The sequence below is a fragment of the Methylobacterium sp. WL69 genome, assembly GCF_008039485.1.
Taxonomy (GTDB): Bacteria; Pseudomonadota; Alphaproteobacteria; order Rhizobiales; family Beijerinckiaceae; genus Methylobacterium.
Window position 1 is genome coordinate 1 of the sequence record NZ_VRUZ01000154.1, and the last position, 5,647, is coordinate 5,647.

3 protein-coding genes are annotated in these 5,647 nt (G+C 70.9%); 2 read left to right on the plus strand and 1 reads right to left on the minus strand.

The genetic code is table 11. The annotated features are described in order from the left end of the window. The first annotated feature begins 3 nt into the window (after nucleotides 1–3). Both FV218_RS21730 and FV218_RS21735 read left to right on the plus strand, forming a co-directional pair. On the plus strand, nucleotides 4–1,290 hold the full coding sequence (locus tag FV218_RS21730; RefSeq protein WP_147711521.1) for an AMP-binding protein: 1,287 nt from the start codon (nucleotides 4–6) through the stop codon (nucleotides 1,288–1,290). 289 nt (nucleotides 1,291–1,579) lie between these two features. Continuing rightward, a complete protein-coding gene (locus tag FV218_RS21735) occupies nucleotides 1,580–1,921 on the plus strand; it encodes a hypothetical protein (RefSeq protein WP_056097360.1) in 342 nt (113 codons plus the stop codon). Between the two features lie 149 nt (nucleotides 1,922–2,070). Here the strand turns inward: FV218_RS21735 and mfd are convergent. Beyond that, a partial coding sequence (gene mfd, locus FV218_RS21740) for a transcription-repair coupling factor (protein ID WP_246685232.1) occupies nucleotides 2,071–5,647 on the minus strand: 3,577 nt, incomplete at its 5' end.

Here is a 5,647-nt window from a genome sequence, read left to right on the forward strand (position 1 = left end):
GCCCTGGAGGCGGGAATCCCACCGCCCCCGGCCGGGCCGCAGGCGCCCCCGGCCGGCCGGCCGGAGGGGCGCGACGCCCCGTCCCGCACCCAGCGCCTGTGCACCCTGCTGGCCGCCACCGCCTACGCCCATCCGCAACGGGTCGCCCTCGTCGATCCGGCGGGCAAGCCCCTCTGGAGCGGGCGGCCCGCCATCACCTGGACCTACGGCGCCGCCGCCGAGATCGTGGCGCGCCTCGCCAACGGCCTGCGCGGCTGGCGATTGCCGGCCGCGAGCCGGATCGGAATCGCCCTGCCGGGCGGCGTCGAGGGCGCACTCGCCCTCCTCGCGGTGGAGGCGGCCGGCCACGTTCCCTGCCTCCTGCCCCCGGCCCTCGACGAGGACGGCCTCGTCGCCGCCGTCCAGGCCGCCGGCATCAACGCCGTGCTGACCCAGGCCCGCTTCGGCGCGAGCCGTCCAGCCGAGCGCCTGTGCCGGGTGGCGGCGCGATACTTCGGCCTGCGCTACCTCGCCGCCTTCGGGCCGGACGTGCCGGACGGGGTGATCAACCTCGACGCCATGGTGCTCGATCAGTCCGGCGGGCCGTTCGCCCCGGGTCCGGGCGGGTTCGTCAGCTTCGCCGGCGGCGACCCCACCCGGCCGATCCATCGCAGCGGCGACGCCCTCCTGGCGGCCATCGCCGCGCACCGCGTCACCGCCCGGATGGCGCCCGGCGCGCGCCTCCTCACCCTCCTGCCGGGCAGCGACCTGCGCGGCCTCGTCACCGGCCTCGGCGCCGCCCTGGTCGCCGGCGCCGCCTTCGAGCCGATGCCGGTGTTCGAGGCGGCCGCCTTCACGGAGGCCCTGGAGCGGCCGATGCCGACCCACCTCGTGGTGCCGGCCGCCCTCGAGGCCAACCTCGCCGCCTGCCGCCTGCCCCCGACGCTCGCCGGCATCCTCCTGGTCCACCGCGTGCCGGCCCGCTTTCCGCCGCGCCGTCTGCCCTCCGGGCCGGACGCGCCGAAGGTGATGGACGTGGTCGCCTTTGAGGAGATCGTCCTCCTCACCGGCGCGCGGGCCGGCAGCGACGTCGCCCTCACCCTGGCGGCGCCCGAGCGGGCCAACCCCGTCTCGACCCTGATGAGCCTGCGCCGCGACGCCGACGGCACCCTCGCCTTCCGCGGCCGCGCCTGCCACGCGGGACCGCTGCAACGCGGCATCCCCCAGCCCGCGTTCATCGATGCCTGGCTGTCCTCGCCGTTCCGGGCCCCCGTCGACGCCGGCCAGGCCACGGGGATCACCCGTGATTGACGCCAGACACGGCCACGGCCCCGAAAACGCACGACGGGCGTCATAAATTCGAAACCCGATCTTCGTCCCGGAAGCGAATCAGAATTCTTTTGCAGAAGATGAATTATTATCAGTAGTTTAGAAGAGCGTCCGGATGTGATGGATGAGGTCCGGGCGCCGGACTGCGAGTCCATCCACCACGCAACCGTCACCAAAACCCCGATTTTGCGCCAGCGAACCAATCGTCGCCGTGTGTGTTGTCACACGGGTCCCTTCCCAAGGGACGATGGATGGACTACCGCTGACGCTCATGGGTGCGCTGCAACAGGTTCTCGTTGTCGATGATGGCCATCGGGCCATCGACCGCTCGCTGGCCGCAGAGCTCGCGGAGCTCGGCTATGCCAGCGTCACCGCGTCCCTGGAGGCGGCGCAGGACGTGCTCGCAGTCATCGCGCGCCCGGCCGCCATCCTGCTCCAGACGTCGTCGCGCGATCCCGCCTACGCGCTGCTGTCCGAGCGCCTGCGGGAGCAGATGCGCCAGGCCGGGATTCCGGTCATCGTCGTGGACGAGGTCATGGCCGGCCAGGCCGGCACGCGCATCGACCTCCAGAGCGAGATCGGCCCCTACGTCCTCAACGAGCCCGATCTCTGATCATCGCTGTCCGCCAGCGCTCGACACGTTGCGGAAACGCTTGAGCGTCCGCGCTTAACCGACGACCGTATAACGGGATTTCGCCTCGACGGGCGCGCTGGGAGGCGCGCCCGTTTCGCGTTCGGGCAGCCTTCGTCAGGCGGTCTTTGTCAGGCGGCCTTGGCCTTCCTGGCATGGGCGATCTTCGACAGCTCGCGCAGGATCGTGGTGGTGATCTTGAGGCGTTCGGGGATCGAGTCGAGGTCGCGGATGAAGACGATGCTCATGTCCGGGCGCACCTTGGCGAAGGACGCCTGCCCCGCGACGTAGGCCACCAGCCCTTGCGGGTTGGCGAACGACTTGTCGCGGAAATGCACCACGGCGCCCTTCGGTCCGGCCTCGACCTTCTCGACGTTGCAGTCGCGGCACAGGATCTTGATGGTGACGATCCTGAGGAGCTGCTCCACCTCCGGCGGCAGCGGCCCGAACCGGTCGATGAGCTCGGCCCCGAAGCTCTCCATCTCGGCATCGTTCTCCAGGGTCGAGAGCCGGCGGTAGAGGCCGAGGCGCACGGTGAGGTCCTCGACGTAGTCCTCCGGGATCGTGACCGGCGCCCCGAGGGCGATGGTCGGCGACCACGCCTCCTCCGCGGGCTCCTCGATGCCGGCCTTCAGGGCGGTGACCGCATCCTCCAGCATCTGCTGGTAGAGTTCGTAGCCGACCTCCTTGATGTGGCCGGACTGGGCGTCGCCGAGCAGGTTGCCGGCGCCGCGGATGTCGAGGTCGTGGGAGGCGAGCTGGAAGCCGGCCCCGAGGGTGTCGAGGGTCTGGAGCACCTTGAGGCGCTTGTCCGCCTGCACCGTCAGGGTGCGGTTGGCCGGCGTAGTGAACAGGGCGTAGGCCCGGGCCTTGGCGCGCCCGACGCGGCCGCGCAGCTGGTAGAGCTGGGCCAGACCGAACATGTCGGCCCGGTGCACGATGAGCGTGTTGGCGGTCGGGATGTCGAGGCCGGATTCGACGATGGTGGTGGAGAGCAGCACGTCGTACTTGCCCTCGTAGAACGCGGTCATCACGTCCTCGAGCTGGCCGGCCGCCATCTGGCCGTGGGCCACCGCCACGGTGGTCTCGGGCATCTCGGTGTCGAGGAACTTCTTGACCTCCGCCAGATCCTCGATCCTGGGCACGACGTAGAACGACTGGCCGCCGCGATAGCGCTCGCGCAGGAGCGCCTCGCGGACCAGGAGCGGATCGAACGGCGTCACGGAGGTGCGGACCGCCAGGCGGTCCACCGGCGGCGTCGCGATGATGGAGAGTTCGCGCACCCCCGTCATGGCGAGCTGCAGGGTGCGGGGGATCGGGGTCGCCGACAGGGTCAGCACGTGGACATCGGCCTGGAGCGCCTTGAGGCGTTCCTTGTGGGCCACGCCGAAATGCTGCTCCTCGTCGACGATGATGAGGCCGAGATCCTTGAAGGTGATGGCTTTGGCCAGCAGCGCGTGGGTGCCGACGACGATGTCGACGGTGCCGGCGGCGATGCCCGCGCGGTTCTGCTTCATCTCGGCGGCGGAGACGAAGCGCGAGAGCTGCGCCACCTGGACGGGCAATCCCTTGAAGCGCTCGGCGAAGGTCCGGAAATGCTGGCGGGCCAGGAGGGTGGTGGGCACCACCACCGCCACCTGCTTGCCCCCCATGGCGCCGGCGAAGGCGGCGCGCAACGCCACCTCGGTCTTGCCGAAGCCGACATCGCCGCAGACGAGGCGGTCCATGGGCCGGCCGGCATTGAGGTCGGTGAGTACGGCATCGATGGCCGCGGCCTGATCCTCGGTCTCGTTGAAGGCGAAGCGCGCCGCGAACTCGTCGGTGAGCCCCTCGGGCGCGTGCAGGCGCGGAGCCTGCCGCACGAAGCGCTCGGCCGCGACCTTGATGAGCTGGCCGGCCATCTCGAGGATGCGCTTCTTCATCTTGGCCTTGCGGGCCTGCCAGGCCCCGCCGCCGAGGCGGTCGAGGGCGACCTCCGCGTCCTCCGAGCCGTAGCGCGTCAGGAGCTCGATGTTCTCCACGGGCAGGAGCAGCAGGCCGCCGGCATACTGGATCTCCAGGCAGTCGTGCGGGGCGCCCGCCGCCGTCACGGTCTTCAGGCCGACGAACCGGCCGATGCCGTGATCGGCATGGACCACGAGGTCGCCGGGCTGAAGCGCCTGGACCTCCAGGATGATGTCCTGCGGGCGCTTGGCCTTGCGCTTCTGGCGCACGAGGCGGTCGCCGAGGATGTCGCCCTCGGAGATCACCGCGAGCTTGTCGACGATGAAGCCGGATTCCAGGCCCCAGACCGCCACCGCCACGTCGGTGCCGCGCTTGAGCGCGTTCACCGCCGTCAGGGTGTTGATGGCGATGGGCTTCTTCAGGCCGTGGTCGCCGAGCACGGAGCACAGGCGGTCGCGCGAGCCATCGGACCAGGACCCCAGGATCACGTGATGACCGGATCCCTGGAGCTCCTTCACGTGGGCCACGGCGGCGTCGAACACGCTGGCCGATTCGTCGGCGCGCTCGGCCGCGAAGGTGCGCCCGGCCCGGCCCTCGCAATCGATGGTCAGGCGCTCGGGGCTCTCGGGCACGGAGAACGGCGAGAGCCGGGCGACGGCGGCCGCCGCCACCCGGTCGCGCCACTCGTTCTGAGTCAGGTAGAGGGCGGAGGGCTTGAGGGGCTTGTAGGGGGCGACCCCGGGGGACGGCGTCTTCACCGCCTCGGCGCGGGCGTCGTAATAATCGCGGATCAGGGTGAGGCGCTCGGCCGCCGCCTCCTCGACCTGCGCGTCGAACACCATCGGCACGCCGGCGACGTAATCGAACAGGGTGTCGAGGTGGTCGTAGAACAGGGGCATCCAGTGTTCGAGGCCGGCATAGCGCCGGCCCTCGCTGATGGTCTCGTAGAGACGGTCGTCGCGGGTCGCCGCGCCGAAGATCCCGATATAGCCCTGGCGGAAGCGCCGGATGGTCTCGGTGGTGAGCTGGACCTCGCTCATGGGCACGAGGTCCAGCGAGCGGAGTTGCCCGATGGTGCGCTGGGTCTCGGGATCGAAGGCGCGGATCGATTCGAGGGTGTCGCCGAAGAAGTCGAGGCGGATGGGGTTGGGCAGGCCCGGCGGCGACAGGTCGAGGATGCCGCCGCGCACGGCGTATTCGCCCGTGTCCCGCACCGTCCCCGTGCGCAGAAATCCGTTGGCCTCGACCCAGGCGGTGACCCGATCCATGGGCACGACGTTGCCGATGGCGGCCGAGAACGTCTCGACGGCGATCTTCTCTCGGGGAGGCACCCTCTGAATCAGAGCGTTGACGGTGGTGCAGAGGATGCGCGGCTGCTCTTCCGACGAGCGCGAGCGGGACAGCCGCGACAGGGCGGTCATGCGCTGGGCCGCGATGGCGGCGTTCGGCGAGACCCGGTCGTAGGGCTGGCAATCCCAGGCCGGCACGCTCATGGCCTCGATCTCGGGGGCGACGAACTTCAGGGCGTTGACGAAGGCGGCCGCGCGCCCGGAATCGCGCGCCACGTGGACGAGGACCGCCGGACCCTCGACGTCGCGGCTGAGCGCCCTGGCGAGGTCGGCCACCACGACGGCGTCGAACCCCTCCGGCACGTTGGCCAGCGTCGGGCTGTCGCCGCGCTTGAGCGCCTCCAGCGCCCGGGCGAGGGGCCCGGATTTCGGCAGGGCGAAGCGCGCCGTCTGCGGCTTCGGGGCGGGCGCGGGG

Bases quoted from the DNA above. Each gene is read 5' to 3' on its own strand.
- FV218_RS21735 (WP_056097360.1), top strand. From the start codon at position 1,580: ATGGGTGCGCTGCAACAGGTTCTCGTTGTCGATGATGGCCATCGGGCC.